This is a genomic window from Paenibacillus sp. FSL P2-0136, from assembly GCF_037975325.1.
Taxonomy (GTDB): Bacteria; Bacillota; Bacilli; order Paenibacillales; family Paenibacillaceae; genus Paenibacillus_AQ; species Paenibacillus_AQ silagei.
The window spans coordinates 1,621,960-1,637,684 of sequence record NZ_CP150244.1 but is presented as its reverse complement, the minus strand read 5'-3'; the positions used below and the strand labels follow the sequence as shown (position 1 = coordinate 1,637,684).

Annotated in this window: 10 protein-coding genes; 5 read left to right on the top strand and 5 right to left on the bottom strand. The window is 56.4% G+C overall.

Annotated features, from left to right (window positions below):
* Positions 1 to 11: 11 nt before the first annotated feature.
* Positions 12 to 1,430, bottom strand: a complete 1,419-nt coding sequence (locus NYE26_RS06795; protein ID WP_339254840.1) for an MDR family MFS transporter — start codon at positions 1,428 to 1,430, stop codon at positions 12 to 14.
* 116 nt (positions 1,431 to 1,546) lie between these two features.
* Here NYE26_RS06795 and NYE26_RS06790 point away from each other — a divergent pair, with 116 nt between their 5' ends.
* From NYE26_RS06790 to NYE26_RS06775, 4 genes are all read left to right on the top strand, one after another.
* Entirely contained in the window at positions 1,547 to 2,140 is a 594-nt protein-coding gene (locus NYE26_RS06790; RefSeq protein WP_339254838.1) for a TetR/AcrR family transcriptional regulator, read from the top strand.
* A 63-nt stretch (positions 2,141 to 2,203) separates the two neighbouring features.
* Positions 2,204 to 3,166, top strand: a complete 963-nt coding sequence (locus NYE26_RS06785; protein ID WP_339254836.1) for an AraC family transcriptional regulator — start codon at positions 2,204 to 2,206, stop codon at positions 3,164 to 3,166.
* A gap of 175 nt (positions 3,167 to 3,341) precedes the next feature.
* Positions 3,342 to 4,256 (top strand): SDR family oxidoreductase, encoded by a 915-nt coding sequence (locus NYE26_RS06780; protein ID WP_339254834.1) that lies wholly within the window; start codon positions 3,342 to 3,344, stop codon positions 4,254 to 4,256.
* Between the two features lie 17 nt (positions 4,257 to 4,273).
* Positions 4,274 to 5,455, top strand: coding sequence for an MFS transporter (locus NYE26_RS06775; protein ID WP_339254832.1), 1,182 nt, complete (start codon positions 4,274 to 4,276; stop codon positions 5,453 to 5,455).
* 159 nt (positions 5,456 to 5,614) lie between these two features.
* Here the strand turns inward: NYE26_RS06775 and NYE26_RS06770 are convergent, their stop codons facing one another.
* Both NYE26_RS06770 and NYE26_RS06765 read right to left on the bottom strand, forming a co-directional pair.
* Positions 5,615 to 9,613 carry an endo-1,4-beta-xylanase gene (locus tag NYE26_RS06770; RefSeq protein WP_339254830.1) on the bottom strand — a complete coding sequence of 1,333 codons (3,999 nt, stop codon included), beginning with the start codon at positions 9,611 to 9,613 and terminating at the stop codon, positions 5,615 to 5,617.
* A gap of 212 nt (positions 9,614 to 9,825) precedes the next feature.
* Positions 9,826 to 11,211, bottom strand: a complete 1,386-nt coding sequence (locus tag NYE26_RS06765; protein WP_339254828.1) for an MATE family efflux transporter — start codon at positions 11,209 to 11,211, stop codon at positions 9,826 to 9,828.
* Between the two features lie 202 nt (positions 11,212 to 11,413).
* Between NYE26_RS06765 and NYE26_RS06760 the strand changes: the two genes are divergently transcribed.
* On the top strand, positions 11,414 to 11,593 hold the full coding sequence (locus tag NYE26_RS06760) for a hypothetical protein (RefSeq protein ID WP_036722620.1): 180 nt from the start codon (positions 11,414 to 11,416) through the stop codon (positions 11,591 to 11,593).
* A gap of 423 nt (positions 11,594 to 12,016) precedes the next feature.
* Here NYE26_RS06760 and NYE26_RS06755 read toward each other — a convergent pair whose 3' ends face one another.
* Both NYE26_RS06755 and NYE26_RS06750 read right to left on the bottom strand, forming a co-directional pair.
* Positions 12,017 to 14,494 carry a glycoside hydrolase family 88 protein gene (locus NYE26_RS06755; RefSeq protein ID WP_339254826.1) on the bottom strand — a complete coding sequence of 826 codons (2,478 nt, stop codon included), beginning with the start codon at positions 14,492 to 14,494 and terminating at the stop codon, positions 12,017 to 12,019.
* Positions 14,491 to 15,687 (bottom strand): FG-GAP-like repeat-containing protein, encoded by a 1,197-nt coding sequence (locus NYE26_RS06750; RefSeq protein ID WP_339257371.1) that lies wholly within the window; start codon positions 15,685 to 15,687, stop codon positions 14,491 to 14,493. The genes NYE26_RS06755 and NYE26_RS06750 overlap by 4 nt, the downstream gene beginning before the upstream one ends.
* Positions 15,688 to 15,725 lie beyond the last annotated feature (38 nt).

The window sequence follows — 15,725 nt, the reverse complement described above, 5'->3', positions numbered from 1 at the left end:
CACCAGCCACACTATTTCCGTATTCTTGGCAGGAATGCCGCCGGTATTAACGCCAGAGCCGAGAAGGCAATCGTCCACATAAACGTATGATCGAAGGCAACGGTCATTGCTGCCGGGTCAGGAGTCAGGACGGAATTCAGCTTATTTTGTAAAATAATTGCGATAACCGATACGCCGAAGGCACCGCCAATCTGCTGCATAATACGGGTGGTGCTGCTGGCGTGCGGGATCTGCTTCGAGGACAGACCGATATAGGCAGAAGCCATAACCGGCAGAAAAACAGCCCCTAATCCAGCACCTCTCACGATAAGAACCGCACTCAGAAAATAATAACTCGTATCTGCGCCAAGCTGCGTCAGCGGCCAAGTGCCAAGGATGGTAAGGACCGTTCCTACAAGCACCACGGGTCTCGATCCGATCTGATCTGTCAGCTTGCCGGCAAGTGATCTGGTCAGCAGCATCCCGATGCCTTGGGGAACGAGCAGCAGGCCGGACATAAGCACAGATTCACCCCGGACTTGCTGGAGATAGAGCGGCAGCAGCAGCATTGCCCCATAGGTGGTCAAGCCGGATAGAAACAGCAGCGATGAGGACACGGTTAAAGAGCGTACCCGGAACAGCGTGACATCAATCAACGCTTCGTCTCCCTTGCGGAAGGCATGGATTACGAATACTGTCAAAAGCGCCACACCTGCTATAACGGGAGCAAGGACTGCTGCATGACCGAAGCCGTGGCGGGAGCTGACTTCTCCAAGGCCATACAGGATAAGCACGATAGCCGGGGACAGCAATAACAGTCCAGGCACATCCAGCCGCAGCGTCCTGGCATTATGCTCTTCTTGGGGGAGCCCCTTCCACGCAACAATGATGGCAGCCAGGCAGAGCGGAATATTGACAAAAAAGATCCATCGCCAGCTCAGATGATTGACGATTAGTCCTCCCAGCACCGGTCCCAGAATGGGCCCAAGCAGCGCTGGCATAGCTATGGTCGCCATTCTTTTGCCCATATCCTGGCCCCCATAGGCACGTACGGCCAAGGTCTGCATAATCGGCATCAGCAAGCCCCCTCCGATCCCCTGAAGGGTACGGAAAATAATCAGGCTCTCCACGTTCCACGCCATGCTGCACAGCACAGAGCCAAGCAAAAACAGAACCAGCGAAAATAGCCACATCTTCCTTCCCCCAAACCGTTCCACAGCCCAGCCGGTTAGGGGAATAACCATCGCAAATGACAGCAAATAGCCGGTCATCACCCACTGAACAGTGGACACCGAGGTATTAAATTCCCGGACCAGCGTATCAATCGCCACATTGGTTATCGTCGTATCGAATATCGGGGCCAGAATACCAAGCATAAGAATCCACATCAGATTCTTGGCTGCTGCCTGCTGTTCAGCTGGTTCAAGTGCTGGTTTAGCTTGCTTTTGCAAGTTGATCATCTCCCTTTGGTCGCCAAATAAGATACTTAAAGTTTCTTATTTGAGCTTATGATATACTATCCTCATAAGAAACGCAACGAAATTCTCCAAAGGTGGTTGAGACCGGTATGTCCACTTCTCAAGAACAGGATCAATTGAAGAACAGACGCAGAGGCAAGGAGCTCGAAGCCGCTATACTCCAGGCCGTACGGGAAGAGTTGACAGAGCGGGGGTATTCCAATCTTACGATGGACAGTGTGGCCGAGCGGGCGGGAACCAGCAAAGCCGTACTCTACCGCCGGTGGGCGAACCGCGCTGAGCTTGTCCTTGGTGCCATCCGGGAACGAGTGCCCCTGCCGCTGGAGGAAGTGCCTGATAACGGGAATCTGAGGGACGATGTATGCGGGGTGCTGCGGGCCATGAACCAGAATAATATTCAAGTCATGTTGAATGCTTTCTACGGGCTTGTAGCAGAAATGGGCGATATGCCGCTTGCCTCTTTTATTTTCCCCCAGGGGCGTCAAAACAGGACCATGTCGATTTTGCTAGAGCGGGCTGTTGAGCGGGGAGAAGTATCTGCCGAAGCCGTGACTCCCCGAATGCTCACTTTGCCGTCCGATCTGGCCCGCCATGAGCTGATGCTGTACAACGCCCCCATGTCAGAGGAGACGATCGCCAATATTGTGGACGAGGTGTACCTTCCGCTGGTGTTGAAACGGTAAAGCATCATACGCTTATTTCTATTAAAATCAAGATTCACATACGTCAAAAGGAGCTGGGACCCGATGAGGAGGATTGAGAACGAATATGCGGTGGCAACGGTATCCGGTAACGACGACGGGCCGCTTGAGGCAGAAACAGCCAGGCTGGCACGCCTGATCTCTGCGCTTGCTCCTTACGACGGCATTTATAGCCAGCCTATACCCGGTTTGAATGTCAGCCGCTATTCAAGGACAGATACAGATACCATCAAGACGTTCTACTCTACCTCTCTGTTAATCGTGGCGCAAGGCGCCAAGAATATCACGATCGGGCAGCAGCCTTATCATTTCGACAAGTCGCGGATGATCCTGATGCCAGTTGCCCTGCCGGTAGCGATGCAGCTTACAGAAGCCGGCCCGGCCGAGCCGTACTTAGGCGTGAAGCTGGAGCTTGATCCGCAGCGGATCAGTGACTGGGTCTTGAAGCTATACCCTCAAGGTCTCCCTCCGGCGCGTCAAATGAGCAGGGAGTACATCACCGGCACCAATCTGAGTATCATTAACGCTGTGGTGAGGCTGCTGGAATGTGTGCAGAATCCCGTTGATATTGAGATGCTGGCTCCACTGGTGACAGATGAGATTCTGCTGCGGATTCTGCGCAGTCCGATCGGCGCTCAGGTGGTTGAGACAGGCCTGGCAGGGTCGGATGTACAGCGGGTGGCGAAAGTGATCGCCTGGCTGCAGAATAACTTCTCCCAGCAGATGAAGGTTGCCGAGCTGGCAGAGCTGGTGCATATGAGTGCTTCTTCTTTGCATGTGCATTTCAAATCCGTCACCTCCATGAGTCCGCTGCAATATCAAAAAGCGCTGCGCCTTCACGAAGCCCGGCGGCTGATGTTAAGCAGCCCCATGGATGCGGCCACGGCCTGCCGGCTTGTCGGATATGTGAGCGATTCGCAGTTTAGCAGGGATTACAGCCGGTTCTACGGCAGTCCGCCCAGCAGGGACATCGCCAGATTACGCCAGCAAGCCCAAAGACCGCAATAACTGTATGATCCCTAATGAAAGTCCCGCAGCCGGATGGCTTGCGGGCTTCTTTGCTTGCAATGACCCTACTACAATTCTTATAGGATCGGGCAAAAACGGAAAGGGAACAGGCAAAGCTCCTGATGAATCGCAGACTATAATGATTGTAGTCTTTGAGAACGAGGAGGAATTGAATATGCGAGTATTTGTTACAGGTGCAACCGGCTTTGTCGGCTCAGCCGTTGTAAGGGAATTGATAGAGGCGGGGCATGAGGTCACGGGCCTTGCCCGTTCGGATGAGGCCGCAGCGGCGCTCGCTGCGGCCGGGGCCGCCGTACACCGCGGCTCTTTGGACAATCCGGACAGTCTGAGGCGGGGAGCGGCGGCAGCGGATGGGGTTATCCACGCTGCCTTCATTCATAACTACGCGGATCTTACGGCCGCAGGCGAGACAGACCGGCTGGCCATTGAGGCAATAGGAGCCGGGCTGGCGGGGTCCGGCCGACCGCTGGTCGTAACATCCGTCATCGGGCACCTCACCCCGGGGCAGCTGGCCACGGAGGATACTGCACCCGATCCAGAAGCTTCAGTCAAGCATCGCGCCGGGTCCGAACAAGCGGCGCTTGCACTCGCCGACCAGGGCGTCCGCGTATCGGTGCTGCGGCTTCCGCTGTCCGTGCATGGCGAAGGCGACACCGGCTTTGTTCCGGGTCTGATCCAGCTTGCCCGCCGCAAGGGAATCTCCGCTTATCCCGGTGATGGCCTGAACCGCTGGCCCGCTGTGCACCGGCTGGACGCCGCGCAGCTGTACCGCCTGGCGCTTGAAGGAGCCCCGGCCGGGACCACACTTCATGCGATCGGCGACGAGGGGGTGCCGCTGATGGAGATTGCCGGTGTGATTGGCGCCCGGCTCGGCCTGCCCGTAGTCAGCCTGCCTTCTGAGGAGGCAGCGGAGCATTTCGGCTGGCTGGCGCATTTTGTCTCACTGGACATCCCTGCTAGCAGCTTTAAGACTCAGGCACTGCTGGACTGGCAGCCTGTCCATCCGGCGCTCCTGCCCGATTTGGACCAGGAGCATTACTACACAACGAATACACATAGGAATGGATGATTCTTGTGACAGAGCCTATGTACAAAGGAAGTCCTTCGGCTACTCGATATTCCGTGGTAACCGCCGTTCTGGTCCTCTGTTCGCTTATTGTCGTATCCGGCATCTACGTTACGCTACCGTTAGGCTCTTTGCTGGCTGATGCCTTTGAGGCATCGCCGGCCAGGGTGGCATGGGCAAGCAGTGCTTTTACGTTCTCTTATGCCCTGGGATTTCTGCTGTTCGCTCCACTCTCGGAGCGTTTCGGCCGCTGGCCGATGATGTTCTGGGGACTGCTGGCGCTTGGTGTCATCACCCCTCTGCTGGGGCTGGCACCGGACTTGTCCGCCCTCATAGCGCTCCGTTCTCTGCAAGGACTGGCGGCAGCCACCTTCGCTCCGGCGGTTATGATCTATGTCGCCGAGACCTTCCCGCCGGAACGCAGAGTGGCGGCCATGGGTTTTGTGAGCACCGGGTTTCTGGTTTCAGCCATCGCCGGCCAGTTATTCAGCAGTGCGGTCAGCGGATACTGGGGCTGGAGTTATGTATTTTATATTCATGGCGCCTTATGTCTCGTTGCCGCAGGGTTGACCGGCGCCTTCGTTCCAAGAGGCAAAGAGCGCCGGACCCGTGCAGGAATGACTGCACTCTACAAACAGCTGCCCGCGCTATTCCTTCAAAAACAGCTTGTACTGTGCTACCTGATCTGCCTGACGATTCTTCTCTCGTTCGTCGGCATGTATACGATATTTCAGAACGATCTGACGGAGACTCCCTTTACACTGACCGCCGCCCAGCTTATGCAGGTAAGAGCGGCAGGACTCGCGGGGATGATTCTGGCGCCGTTCGCGGGACGTCTGGCAGCCAGATTCGGCTTCAAGCGCACGCTCCAGGCCGGTCTCCTGCTCGCCGCCGGGGGACTGGGCGCGGTCGGATTAAGCTCAACCCTGCCTGTACTTGTAATAATGAGCATTGTGTATATTGCGGGCATCTCCATCATGATCCCGGTCCTGATCTCATTGATAGGCGTGCTCGCGGGAGAGAGGCGCGGCCCGGCTATTACCCTATATTCGCTGATGTTGTTCATTGGTGCCTCAGCCGGTCCGCAGGCAGCACTGAATCTTATCCAAGCAGGCGGCAGTCTGACCGCATTCGAAGCACTGGCTGCACTTTTGCTTACAGCCTTCGGGTTGTCCCGGTTCATTAAGGTGCCTGAAGCATGACCATTTAAAATAAACTGCTATAATGCTGTGCGTACGCATCAAGTGCCGAGAGTCTGGTCCGTTAAAAGCAAACCCGCCGCACAAGCAGCCAGCCACCGGAATTCCTCCCGGCGGCTGGCTGCTATAGAAATTTGCGGGTTGCACTATCGTTATGCGGATTTACAGCTTCCAGATCCGGTACAGAATCACTGCTGCTTCCGCACGGGAGAGGGTGTCCCCCGGAGCAAGCTTATTGTTCTTACCGTTCACTACGCCGTATTTCAGCAAAGCGGACACGCCGTCCTTGGCATAGGCGGAGATTTGACCGGCATCGGTGTAAGATGCTATCGATCCGCTGCCTTCAGCGATGATTCCGGCCGCCTTCAGGGCACGCGCCGCAATTACCATCATCTCCTGGCGGGTGATGACGCCCGCTGGCTTGAAGGTATTGTCCGCATAGCCTGTGACGATACCGAGCTGCTTCGCGGCCGCAAGCTCCTTGCTGTATGCCGCATTACTCTGGACATCGCTGAAGCCTGCAACTGCTTCAGCAGCAGCCTTAAGCTCCAGCACCTTCACCAGCGAGGCTGTGAAGTCTGCTCTGTTCATAGGTGCCGCCGGCATGAAGCTGTTACCACCCGGAAGGATATCGCGCGCAGCCATGGCAGCAGCTGCCTGCTTCGCCCATGACAGGCTGCCGAGATCTGTAAAGGCCGGCGGAGCGAAGGCTGCGGCAAATATGCCGAACTCTGTAGTACGGAACACCAGCGCTTCCTTCACTGCATCATAACGGCTGTTCACCACAGCAGACCACGCGCCGTTGCCGGTGAGTGAACGGACCAGAAGAGACTCCAGGCTGTCAAGCTCTGCTGCTGACGGTTTGTAAGGAATAGAGACGGTCATCGCGCTGCTGCCAGACAAGGCTACCTTCTGCCCGCCTGCAAGCAGACTCAGCTCCACCACCGGACGGCTGCCGGTCTGCAGGAGAGCAGTGGCATCCATGCCTTCGGCTGTGGAATGCTTGACCCGGATGCTAACATATTCAGTAGTTGCTGTAATCCCTGCGAGCTGCTCACTTGGAATGGACAGCGTAGCAAGGCCGTTCTGGAGGACAAGCAGGAACTTCTCCTGCGTCTTCAGGCCTTGAAGCGGCAGCTGGGCTTCATAGGAGGCCACACCTGTCTGGTTCGCCAGATCGATGATGATCTGCTTCCGCCCGTCTGCTGCCGGGGCCGCCTGCTTCAAGGCTTGCTGCCACAGCTCGCCCGTCACAGTGGCTTTGGCCACTGTGCCTTCGGTCTTCACCTCAGGTCTGATCGTCACTACGCCGTCCTTGACATCAAACTGTGCAGGCTTAGGCGCAGGTGTGCTGCTGGTATAGCTGGTGCCGCCGGAATCCGGTGCCGATGTTGGCGTTGGCGCAGGTGTTGGTTCCGGAGTCGGCGTTGGCGTCGGCTTCGTTGGCGGCTCGCCGCCGTCTTTGGCCTTAAGCGTCAGCACCCCGAAGACGGAGGTGTCCTGATAGCCGTTGCCGGTTGTATCATTCCAGGCGGCCACACTTTGCCGGACGCCGTTCTTGGCATCGTTGATCTGAGTGTCGAAGCCGACCTTAGTTCCGCCGGCTGGCATGATTGTTTTGAACGGAATCTTCATTTCAAGCGTATAGTTGGTTCCGTTAACCTTGGTTACCGATTCGAAGCCTGCACTGATGGCTGCAGGACTGAAGGAGGCTTCATTGTCATAATTAACCCGGTATTGTCCGTCATCACTCTCATAGAAGGTCGTACGGCCGAAATTCTCATCCAGGAAAATCTCTACAGAGTCCTGCTCCCATGCATTCACATTACTTTTGTCCAATTGAGCGTCATTGACTTGAACCAGCACATACAGATTCTGGTCATCCCACAGGGTACGCGTGGTTCCGCTTGCGCCCTGCCAGGCCATCTGATAACGGTTCACAGCCATCTCAGGCGCAGAGGCCCAGATTCCATCCGCTGTCCCGTCAATAACCGGCGTGCCGTAGACCGCCTCTGACACGTTAGCTTCTGCCGTATTCGGCTCATGCTCAGCCATGAATTTGGCCGGATCAATGACCGCGTAGTAAGCCGGCTTCGCCTGCAAATCCCTGTCGAACAGCAACGGGCTTGACTCCGCTCTCCAGCTTGTGCGGTCATCCATGCCCCAGAAGGTTACCCGCGCAATATGGTCGGCATGGGCCTTGTAGAGATCCATCAGCCTCGCATACAGATAGCCTTGAGCAATCCGTTCCTTCTCTGTCTGCGTATTCTGGCTGCCGGCCTGAATATCCAGTTCGGTAATGCTGACCTCTACGCCAAGGGAGATGAACCTCTCCAGCGACAGCTTGACGTTATCTGGGTTCGTATTGACATTGTAGTGCGCCTGCATCCCCACACCATCAATCAGCAGCTTGCCGGGATGGGCCAGCGCGTACTTCTCATTCAGTTCCTTGACCATACTGTAGATGGCCTGGGCCTTGTTCTGGTTATCGTCATTGTAATCATTGTAATACAGCTTGATATCCCATTCCGGATGCTGGTCCAGCACCTCTCTGGCCGCCAGGAACGCCTGCTCCAGATAGTCCGGACCGATAGCATCATACCACGGAGCCTTACGGAGCGCCGCTTGCCAGTTATTCGGATTGGACGGGTTATCGTTCATTGCCTCGTTGACTACATCCCAGGAGATTACCCGGTCTCCGAAATGCTCCATAACTCCCTTGATGTGCGCTCTCAGGTTAGCGAGTGCTTCGTCACGCCCCAGCGGAACGCTATGGCCTGCTGCATCCGTCGTCAGGTTCATCCAGTCAGGCGATTGCTGATACCATACCAGTACATGCCCATGCATCTTCATCCCTTCAGCCAGCACCTTGTTCACCATCGCATCCGCTGCTGTAAAAGTGAAATTGCCTTTGGTCGGCTGCAGCGCATCCGGCTTCATGGCATTACCTGCGGTAGCAACGTTGTGATGCATCTTCAGCAGGTCCAGCCGTACGCCTTCCAGATCCTCGGCGGATAGCGCGTTGCCGATCAGGAAGTCATTTTGATAGGCTGTTTTTAGCGGAATCAGTTCTCTCTGAATATCCACCGGAGCGGTACCTGTATGCTCGAAATTAATATCATCGATATAGAAGGAAGCGGTTGCATTATTGGAACTCTCAATGTACAGGGTCAGATATTCGCCGCCCACGCTGTTATAGCGGTAGCTGCCCTCATATTTCACCCAGCCGTCAGCCGTACTGATCGTCTTAGGGGACAGGGTCACATAACTTGCACTGCTGTCTGTGCCTACTTGTGTAGACAGCTGGAGCTGTGCGCTCACCGGTTCGATCAGCTTCACCCAGGCAGACAGGGTATATTCGCTGCCCTTGTCCACGTACTTCTCCACACGCAGGGAAGGCCCGTGCCAGGTATTGCTTCTGCCCTCGACCTTCAGGGAATATGAACCGCCCTCGGTATGATTCGCTTCATTCGTTACGGTCAGCGTCTCGGTTCCGGCTCTGCCGGTGAAGCCGCCCAATTCCTGATCTTCAAAAGTCACTGTACTGAACGGCAAAGCCGGTTCACGCACAGGCTCTTCCCCGCCGCCCGGAGTGGACTCTGTCGTTATCAGAAGATCGCCAAGGTAGAAGGGTACTGTGGCTCCCTTATCGTTGGAGTTGATGCGCAAAGAATGGTCTCTCTTAGTAGAATCTGTGGCACTGGTGTCCACAGTAAATGTCTTCGTCAGTGTGACCGATTGCCCTGCCACATAGGGTATTGCTGCATAATTCCCGTAGCTGTTCACAGTCTGCAGCGCTGCCTCTGCTCCCTCTGGGAGCGTCACCTTCGCATCAACGTAGACAACTGCCGTTACCGTGTACGTTTTTCCATGCTGGAGACCGAGATCGGTGAACTTGAAATCAACTCCATCCCAGTTATCCTTCCGGTTGTTTACGTATAATGCTGCACCATCGGCATTCCCTGCAAAAGGAACCTCCTTCACCGCACTCAGACTGGCTCCCCCAGACTGGCTAGTCTTGCCTGCGCCATTCGCAAACGTCTCGTGATATACCGTGGTCTGTGCCTCGGCTGCCTGAGCAGCCGGAAGATATCCGCCTGCCGGAAGAAGCAGAAGGGCTGCCAGCAGTACCAGAGAGACTTGCTTGATTATTCTCTTCATGCGTTGCACTCCTCTGTATGAATTTGGGTTTCAATGAGTTAAGCGCTTACAGCTAATGTGGAAGCCTCCCCCTTCACCACCCAAATCGTAGCATACGGACCAAAGTGCGTCTTACCTGAAACTAAAGGTTGTACCGTGCTTTTTATAGATGATTCCGGCTGACTGCATAGCAAAGAAGACCCCTGAATTAGGAGTCTTCTAACCGGCAGTATCTATATCAGCTTGTGCGCATACCACTTCTTGCCCCGGAAGCGCCAGAGGAACACCGCTCCGCGCACTGCCCATTCGCAGTTCATCGCCAGCCATACCCCCAGCACTCCATAGCCCAGCACGATCCCAAGAATATAGCCGAAGACCACCCGGAACAGCCACATCGTCAGCATCGAAGCGATCGAGGTGAAGCGGGAGTCTCCCGCTGCCCGCAGCGCGGACGGCAGAATGAAGCTGAAGGCCCAGAGCGGAATCTGGGCAATCGCATTGACCAGCAGCACCACGAATAGATCATCGATAATCTCCGCAGGCGGGGAGAAAATAGAGACCAGCGGGTGGAACAGCGGCATCAGGATCAAGGCCACCAGGGCGTAAGAGGCGGAACCGATCCACAGGAAGGACTTGATGAACTTCCGGGCATCCGCTACATCCCCCCGTCCGATACACTGGCCGACCACGGTTACAATCGTCAGCGACAGTGCACTGGCCGGAATCTGAAAGACCATCGCCAGCGATCCGGCAATCGCATTGGTGGCGATGGCATACGTGCCCAGACTGACAATGAAGATCTGTGTCAGCAGCTTGCCGCCGTTGAAGAACATCTGCTCTGCGGCGAACGGTACGCCGATGAACATAATTTTGCGCAGCATCGTAAGTGGTACATGGAACAGGTCGCGGAACTGCACACGCAGCACCGAATCGAACTTGAACAGATAGATCAAGGCACAGGCCATCCCCACATAACGAGCAATATTAACCGCAAGTGTCATGCCCAGCACACCCATGTCCAGCAGGTTAATGAAGACAACGTTGAGGATAACATACAACACGTTCATAATTAGCGACAGCATCAGCGAAGCCCGCGTCCGGCCCACGCCCCGCAGCGCACCGCATACAGCCTGAACCACGGCAATCCCCAGATACGAAATGCTGCTGCCGATCATATAGACCCGGGCATTATCCAGCACATCGGCGGAGGCCGTCCCGAACAGCAAATTCAGAATTGGCGTATGGAAGGACATCAGCAGCAGACCGATTCCCACCGCAAGCAGCGAGACCGAGGTAACCGATCCGGCCGTGGCCTGGGAGACCATGCGGTCATTCCCGCTTCCTTTATACTGCGCAACCACCACCGTCCCCCCGGTCGCAATCGCCACAAATACATTGATCAGAAAAATATTCAGGGAATCCACCATATTCACCGCACTGACTGCCGCCATACCCGACGAGCTGATCATCGCAGTGTTGACCAGATTCAGCCCGATAATGAAGGCCTGGTCAATGAGAATAGGCAGAAACAAGGCGATAATTTGCCGGTAATCCATGCTGTCTCCGGACAGATATTTTTCCAGCCATTTCTTGGCCGGTTGAGGAGCTTGAAGCTGCATACATTGATCACATTCTTTTCTGTAGAATAATTGCAGGCGTACTATACATTCCTTCCAGTTTACTACAGATCCCGCTTCAAGTCTGTGATAAGAGTGGAATTCGTTCAGATTACCGGATAACATTCCCTGCTCCCTAAGTAAAATCCTGGGTCCGGCCGAAATATAGAATGAGAGTATTTACATTCGGAAGGAGGAGCCTATTATGAACAATGAGATCGTTAAAAGTCTGATCCAGCAGGTGACGGAAGAAGTGTTATCCGAGAATCAAGCTGCCTTGGAGCAGAGCGGAAACAGCCAAGCCAGCATTCAACTAGCTGTGCAATTGTCCGCCGTTACCACCCTTAAGATCCTTGAAAAGCTGGAGCTGATCGATAAAGATTAACCGCACAGCCTGCCTATGCTACATACCCGTAAGGCACTCCGCGCAAAAAAACCGCAGGAAGCGAATTTTCGCCTGCGGGATTTTTGCGTGGCTATGGGGGATTCAGGGGCAGTTGTGCTCTTCATTGACGCTCTCCGCCCGCTTTCGGCGAATTCAGGGGCACTTCTGCTCTTCATTTACGTTCTCCGCCCGCTTTCGGCGAATTCAGGGGCACTTCTGCTCTTCATACTGACGGCTCAGAGGGATTTATCCCTTTCATTTCGCTGTATTCTGTATACGCGCGATTCCCGGGTTCTGCGGCTGTACGGCTATATGAAGAAGAGGCTATCGAACTCAAGCAGATTGAAGATAACTCTGCATGAGTAGCAATAGCCTATGATTGATAAATTACTTTTTTTAGCAGCCTCTATTACTCTACAACTCTTACATGCGCTGCGCCTCCAGCTCCCGCCTAAGCTCAAGCGCTTCAATACCGGCCAGCAGCACAATGCCGATTCCGTGAGTATCGTTGAGCTGCCAGGTGAGCTGTTCCTTGTAATACAGTTTGTTGAAGGAATACCCCGAGCCCCGGCAGACGCCATAGACGTTCCCCTGATAGTCGATACAGTATTCGGCCAGCGCCGTCCAGCCGCGCAGCGCTGCATCGGCATATGGATACGGCTCTGTCAGCCAGCCTCTGCGCACACCGCGTGCAAAAGCATATACAAACATCGAAGAACACGATGCCTCCGCATAAGATTCGGGATCAGTCAGAACCTGATGCCATAATCCTTCCGCATCCTGCAGCCGTAAATAACCTTCGCACAACAGCCGGTAATAATCCAGCAGTTCTTCCCGCTGCGGATGCTGCTCCGGCAGTACCTCCAGCAGCTCAGTCAGCGAGAACAGCACCCAGCCATTGCCTCTTCCCCAGGCTACACCGTTCGGCTTGCTGAATTTGTAATCATACACATGATGCATAATGCCAAGCTCCGGCTGGAACAGCCGATTACGGTAATGAAGAAACTGTGACACTGCATCATCCAGATAAGCGGTATCTCCCGTCAACAGATAATACCGGCTCAGGAACGGAGTGCTCATATACAGATCATCGCACCACATCGTTCCCTGCATGAAGTCGGTGGTGCCCCGTGTACGGTAGAGCGCCCCATCTTCATCGCGGGACTGCGTATTTTGAATATACCGGGCGATATACGCCGCTGTTTCGGGCGCTCCATGCAGCGGCTGCTCGGCATGAGCGGCGAGCATCACCGCACCGAAGGAGCCGCAGTCGTCCAGTGAGTCCATAAGCGCCAGCTGCTGGTTAATACCCGGAGCACCATAGCGGCTGCGGTCCCAGAGCGAATAAGTATGAAGCCGGGTGCACTGCTCAATATGTCCTCTGGCATAAGCGGAATAATGAGGATCGCCCAGAGCCTGACCGGTACGCAGTAGACCATAGAGGGTCACTCCCAGCGGATAATTCCAGCGTCCGTACAGCGCACTCTCCAGATATGGCCTGACTGCCCCGCCAGGACGGTCCACCCGCCAAAAGCATTCCTCCGCCCCTTCACCGAAGGGAGCATCCATAGAAGCCGCTTCCGCAGGCTGCGGTGCCGCCGATTGCAGAAACGGACCCAGGTACAGCCATGGCCCGGTCTGCCCTTCCACCGGGCAAGGACTCACCAGCTTCACTGTGCCGTGGACTCCACTGGCGCCAGCTCCCTTATTCAAGGTTCCCTGCGGAGAGCAGCAGGGTGAAGCTTCCGCAAAAGCCGCGCTACACTCCGCTTCCACCTGTACTTCTGATGTGTCCCCAGCCTCCGCCGCTTCCAGGCGGAAGCTCCACCCGGGGCCGCCGCACACAGCCTCGACCAGCAGGTCATGGCTGCCGAAGCTCAGCGGCAGCACACACTCAAGGCCGGCACTCACTTCGGGCTGGATGGCGGCAAGCCTGCCATCCACGCAGACCTTGAGTGCCGCTACATCCCGGCTGCGGAGGAGCAGCCGGACGTCTATTCCGCCCGGCGCTGTCACCGCCAGCCTGCTCCAGGCCAGCGCCTTCGCGCCGGGAACCTCGCCGAGAACGCGCGCGAGGTTCCCGCTCTGCACCTGGGTATCCGGCCATCCGGCCGCCGGATACCAGGCACAGCGGGCCGCCAGCGCAGCTTCGGCGGCCTCCGCGGCTTCGCCGCAGCGGACGCGTTGCGAAGGCTCCGCGCGGTGCGCCGCAGCCTCTCCCTCAGGAACGCCGCCCCCCTCCGGCTGCAGCGTCCATCTGCTCTGCTGCGGCGCGCTATAGATCCAGCCCTCACAGCCGCTGCGCTCCGCAGTCGGGGCCAAAAAATGCAGCGGCGCGCCCTTCACGCTGCCGGTGCCAAAAACCCCGCCGCAGCCGGTACCAACTGCGGTACACTCCAGCAGGAAGTGATTCCACCCTGCCTTCAGCCCGGTACGGAAGAACGCCTTGCGGTCCGGGAACACATCATCGTTCAGATTGGACGCGAACACGGCAATGCCGTTGACATAAACCGTCACCGGACCGAAGCAACTGAGAGCGAGCGGAATATCGCTGTCCGTATCGCTCCACAGCTTCCCCCAGGCATAGACAAATTCCCCGTCCCGCAGCTCAGGCAGCCGTTCTTTCAGGTTCATCTCATACCGGCAATCCGACAGGCGCGGGAAACTGTTCTCCAGATGAACGCGGTAGACCGGAGTCTGCGGCGGATTTGCACCAATATAGCGGTTCGCTATGATGGCAAGCATCGCTTCCGTATGCTCTCCGGCTGTGCGGACGATGGAATGACGCGGATGAAAGTAGGCTGGAATGCTGGCCTCAGCAGCCATAACAGCTTCAACGCTGTTGTCTGACCCGCCATCCTCTAAGGCACCGCTCCCCCTAACTTCCCCGCTGCTCTTCACAACGTCACCTCACCGCCGGGGTACAGGGTGGAGCTGTACAGCCGTTTGGGCTGGGGCAGCTGTTGCCCGGGGTGTGCCGCTTGCAGCGGGAGCGCTTCACCGGCATAGACAGCGGCCAGCTCATCCGTATAAATAATGACCTGCTCACTTCCACTGCCCAGCAGATCCCCGTGCACGGCGTAGCCCTGCTCGGCGAATTCGGCTACGATATTCATATGGCCGTTATAGAGTGCGGGAAGCACCGCTTCGCCCCGGCGGTACGCCAGAATATAGTCGGGTGCACCCGGCCAAAACCGGCTGACGGCTTCGACAATGGTCAGCCAGCCGTCAGTGGTACGCTCTTCCTTCCACAGCTCGCGGCCGGAGCAGTCCAGCAGGAACATGGCATCCTTGCCCCGCAGACCCTTGCCGTCATCCTCGCGGACCATACGGTCAAGTCCGGCAATCTGCAGGCCGGGCAGGTCCGGGCGAAACCGCCCGAGCGCCAGATGCTGCGACTCGACAGAGCCTTCGTACCGCCACAGCTCGTGCCCGTTGCGGTCGTACATCACCGTCACACTGCCGCCGATGACCAGCTCCGGTAACCCGTCCCCGTTCACATCGCCGACCCACAGGCAATCGGCATGATCGTCCAGATCATGGCAGCTCCACAGCTTATTTCCGTCCGCATCCAGCAGATCATATCCGGCCATCACCTCATCGCGCCCGTCACCGTCCAGATCGTACACCCAAGGATAGTGCCCCACATTGCCCTGATGGGTCCAGAGCAGCCGGAAGTCCCGATCCAGCGCCCACAGCTGATGGTAGCGGTCTTTGAGAATGATGTCGGAAGGATAGCTGCCGCCTGACAGGTTGGCAATAATGATACAGTCATGAGCCTCCTTCGCCGGCAGCGGATGAACTGCTTTGACCTTGCCCGTCGCCCCCTCCAGAATATGCAGCTGGTCCTTCATCACACACAGCACCTCCAGCGCCCCGTCACCATCGATATCGGCAATCTGGGCCGGATAATCGGAGCCTTGGCTGCCTGCGTTCGAATCCGGCTTTCCCGTCTGCCACAGCAGACGGCCATCGAGATTATAAGCCGTCAGGCACTGCACCTGATGCGGAATATAACGGACATCCTGGCGGTTATCCGGCTGCACCAGCAGCAGTTCGGCCCGGCCGTCCCCGTCCAGATCGCCGAGCAGCATTTTGCATCTTGGACCGGCGACGGAGATATCCAGTTCGG